This window comes from Rhodococcus sp. MH15, assembly GCF_019266045.1.
Taxonomy (GTDB): domain Bacteria; phylum Actinomycetota; class Actinomycetes; order Mycobacteriales; family Mycobacteriaceae; genus Rhodococcus_F; species Rhodococcus_F qingshengii.
The window spans coordinates 1-3,472 of the sequence record NZ_LPNP01000026.1 but is presented as its reverse complement, the minus strand read 5'-3'; the positions used below and the strand labels follow the sequence as shown (position 1 = coordinate 3,472).

General features: G+C 58.2%; 5 protein-coding genes. 1 reads left to right on the top strand and 4 read right to left on the bottom strand.

Annotation, left to right across the window (positions count from 1 at the left end; genetic code table 11):
• The first annotated feature begins 471 nt into the window (after nucleotides 1-471).
• Complete coding sequence (locus ATN37_RS00265; protein WP_054825952.1) at nucleotides 472-651, top strand: hypothetical protein; 180 nt, start codon at nucleotides 472-474, stop codon at nucleotides 649-651.
• 29 nt (nucleotides 652-680) lie between these two features.
• Here the strand turns inward: ATN37_RS00265 and ATN37_RS00260 are convergent, their stop codons facing one another.
• The 4 genes from ATN37_RS00260 to ATN37_RS00245 form a co-directional block, all read right to left on the bottom strand.
• Nucleotides 681-1,559 carry a hypothetical protein gene (locus tag ATN37_RS00260; protein ID WP_218694588.1) on the bottom strand — a complete coding sequence of 293 codons (879 nt, stop codon included), beginning with the start codon at nucleotides 1,557-1,559 and terminating at the stop codon, nucleotides 681-683.
• Nucleotides 1,560-2,151: 592 nt separating this feature from the next.
• Nucleotides 2,152-2,448: a hypothetical protein gene (locus ATN37_RS00255; RefSeq protein WP_218694587.1), complete on the bottom strand. Its 297-nt coding sequence runs from the start codon at nucleotides 2,446-2,448 to the stop codon at nucleotides 2,152-2,154.
• Between the two features lie 92 nt (nucleotides 2,449-2,540).
• On the bottom strand, nucleotides 2,541-2,978 hold the full coding sequence (locus tag ATN37_RS33040) for a DUF2510 domain-containing protein (protein ID WP_218694586.1): 438 nt from the start codon (nucleotides 2,976-2,978) through the stop codon (nucleotides 2,541-2,543).
• Nucleotides 2,979-3,028: 50 nt separating this feature from the next.
• Nucleotides 3,029-3,226: an AlpA family transcriptional regulator gene (locus ATN37_RS00245; RefSeq protein ID WP_218694585.1), complete on the bottom strand. Its 198-nt coding sequence runs from the start codon at nucleotides 3,224-3,226 to the stop codon at nucleotides 3,029-3,031.
• Between the last annotated feature and the right edge of the window lie 246 nt (nucleotides 3,227-3,472).

Genomic DNA, 3,472 nt, shown 5'->3' with positions numbered 1-3,472 from the left:
CGTTGCCGGGACCGAATCTGACTCACAGCAGGTGGGGAACTATCTGGCCGTACGCGGGGAGAAACCATGGCCACAAAATGCGCCATAAATGGCCGCCAGTGGGGAGCTTACGATGGCCGTCGACATCGGCGCTTAAACGACTGCCACGATCGTTGCCAGTGCGATGGATGTGACGGTCAGGGCGATCCAGGCCCACTGTTTCTTCTGTGGGCTGGCGGGGATGTTGTGGTTGGTCATCCAGTCTCCGTGTCGGAAATCGCAAGGGAGTGGCCGCCTCCTTCGCCTTCAGGCGAGACGGACCGCAGTGCGAACTAGAGGTGCTGTCACGCAGAACGGAGGGCTCACCGGATTGGCGCGTGACTGCTGCTCCGGTGAGCCGTGCGCCCGGACCTGGCAAGGAAAGGGTGCTCAGATATATTACTATCCCATTACCCAGCGAATGTCGGGGGCGGTCACGAGTGGGATGGTGAAGTGTCTTTCGAACGGTGGCTCGCCATCGCCGCGGTGGTGGCTGGAGTTCTCTGTTTGCCATTCCGGATCGCAGCGTTGCTCGTCGAACACAACGAGGGCCGGCGTCGTCTGCTCGATCAGATCGGCATGATGTTCGCGATTCTGTCAGCGGGCTGGATCATTTTGGCGCTGCTTGTCTGAAACGCATGCGGCCTCGAATCGTCAATGGCCTAGTTTGGCGCCATTGACCCGCCGGGTAGACACTGCGCGGCGTAGTCCAGAGAGCCGTCTGAGTAAATGCCCGTGCCTGGTTGATACTCGCTCCAATCGCCGCATCCGACCAGGGTTGCCCCGCTTGTTCCCGTATCTCGGCCGAATGAGTCCTGCGAGTTCGGGTAAGGGTTGGGGCGACTGTCGACGGGGTTCTGGGCAACGGTGGTTGTTATTGGTGTCCACTCTTGAACCGTGGACGGAGCGGGGGATTCAACCGGCGGAGCGGCGGGGGCGGTCGGCGGCATCTCGGCTACTGCAGGAATTTCCCATTCCCAGCCGTGGCCCTGCTCTGAGAGGCGCAGCGTTGTCGCGCCGACTGGCGCGATGATGGGGACGCTTGACCTCTGTTTCGTACCTGGCTCGAGGAATTTGTAGACGACGTTTGCGTCGACGTCACACCCGGTAGCGATATCGGGATCCTTCACCATGTAACCGTCCGCATCGACAACGCTCCAGTACTGCGTGAGCAACACGCCGTTGGCCTGGGCGTAGCTGAATTCAGGTGCAGTCTCAGCTTCGATATTGAAGCGGACGACCTCGTGGTTCGCCGGCAGCTCCAGAATGCCAGTTGAATATGCCGAGCATGATTCACCGCGAGTGATGGAGGTGATCGTGAATCGAACGTCGCACGTTTCTCTGCCGGCACCTTCAACGCACCCTGCGGCCGCCTCTTCGCCGATCGCCTTCTTGCGAATAGCGCTGGCTTCGGTTGTCGGACTCGTGGATTGAACGGCCGAGTCTTGAGGCTGTTCGGATTCGGTAGAGACCGACGCTCCACATCCGGTAGTGAAGAAGCTCAGCGAGAGTGCCGCAGCGACGACGATCTTTGATCTCATTGATCTAGGAGACCAGACGCGCATTCGATTTGAGTAATGATTCGGCAAAGAGCGCTCCGAATCACATCCCAGCTACTCCGAGCGGAAACGGCTGGACCCGCACCGGGCTAGGCTGCGGACGTGTGGAGAGCAGTGTGGTGGACCTCGGGCGTGGCCGCGTTGGCTTTTGTTGCGTGGGTAGGGTCCTCGTGGTCTATGTCTGACGTGTCTTTGTCGTGCGCGAAGACCGGCGAAAGTCAGTCTTCCTTTCGGTGTGATGACCGTATCGTCCATGCATCGGGGATGTGGCCGCTGTTCGGGTTGGGGCTGTTGCTAACGGCACCGCCGATGGCGGCGGCATTGGCAGCCCGAATGTGGGTCTCCTGGTTAGCGGTCGCTGCGCTCGTTAGTCTGTCGATCATCGGGCTTGCGAACTGGTCCTCTTACTGGGGATTGCTCGCATTCGCTGCACCCTTGGTGATCCTCGGATTGATAGCAGCCGTTTGGCAACAAGTCGGCCCACAACCAGGATCGCGGCACATCAAATCTGCTGCAGCAGCGTGACGGTGTCGAAGAAACCCGTTGCTTCGGTTAGGGCTCAGTCAGGCATGGTCTAGTCAAGTTCCGCGGGCGGATAGTCCCCGTAGACGCCACGATCATGGCCTTGCAGATATGCGGTGTTTTGGTTTACTGCCCTGGCGAGCAGTTCTTTGCGTTGCTGCTTGGCGAGCTTGTGTCCTTCACGGTTGATGTCGATGAAGGTTTTCGCGAACGTCCCTATTAACACGATTGCGATGATTGTGGCGAAGACAAGCAGGATTGTGAGCCAGTTCGCGGCGATCGCGAGGAGCACGTTTTTGATGAGGATGAGCGCGATGAGTGCGGCTACGAAACCGACGACAACCTTCATGTTGCGCCTTTCATTTCGCGATGTATTCCGCGAAGTACTTGGTGTCTACGTCGCAGTCATATGGTTTGGTGTGGCGACCATCCTTCTTGATTTCACTCAACTTTGTCTCCAGCTCGCCCAATGACCGCCCCTAGGACCAAAAACAAGACGCAGCCACCCAGGGCGACGAAGCTCCAGGTTTCCCGACTGTCCCGGGCGGCCTTGCAGATCCAGGCCTCGCCATACGACATGACCGAGCTATCCGATCCCGAATTGATTACCGATCCGCAGTTCGTTCCACCGACTCGAACGTCGGTAAATATCAGTAGCGCGATTACGGCTATGCAACTGACTGCGAGTACCCCCATCACTCTCGCGATGACGTAATACGCGTTTGTGGTGTTGCGGTGCGTGACCGTTGGTGCCGGCGCGGGCCTAGTTTCAGCGGTCCAGTACTGGCCATCCCAGAAGCGATACTTGTTCGGATCGTGATGGTCTGGATAGAAGCCGGCCGCTGGCCGCTTCTTTACGGAGTCATGGGGTTCTGTCATGCCTGAATCAAACCAGACGGGCCGTTCGTAACGGGTAATCGAGTCGCTGCTCAGTTGTTGTAGTCCTCGGCTCCAGCGGCTTCCTGTTCGGCGACCCATGCGAGAACGACACTCTTACGCCAGACACGTCGGCGCCCGAGCTTGAAGCTGGGCGGACCCTTTCCGATGTGGGCCCAGTAGAGCCAAGTGCCCTTCGGAACTCCGGTGTATTCGAAGCATTGCTGGGCGTTCCAAAATTCGTCATCCATGCCAATTAACCCTGCCGCCGAGTGGCTAGATTGTCGACGGTTGACGCTTCGTCTTGTGTCGCAGCAAGCTTCCGCACACCTGCGATTTGCTCAACACTTACTCAACGCTTTGCTGGTAATAACATCGAATAACACCGAATATTACGGTATGTACCGAGGGATGCAGTGCAGGTTAGATCGATATTTTGACCTGCGGTTTGAGGCATGGATGTGCCCTCGGCAGGATTCGAACCTGCGACCCTTCCT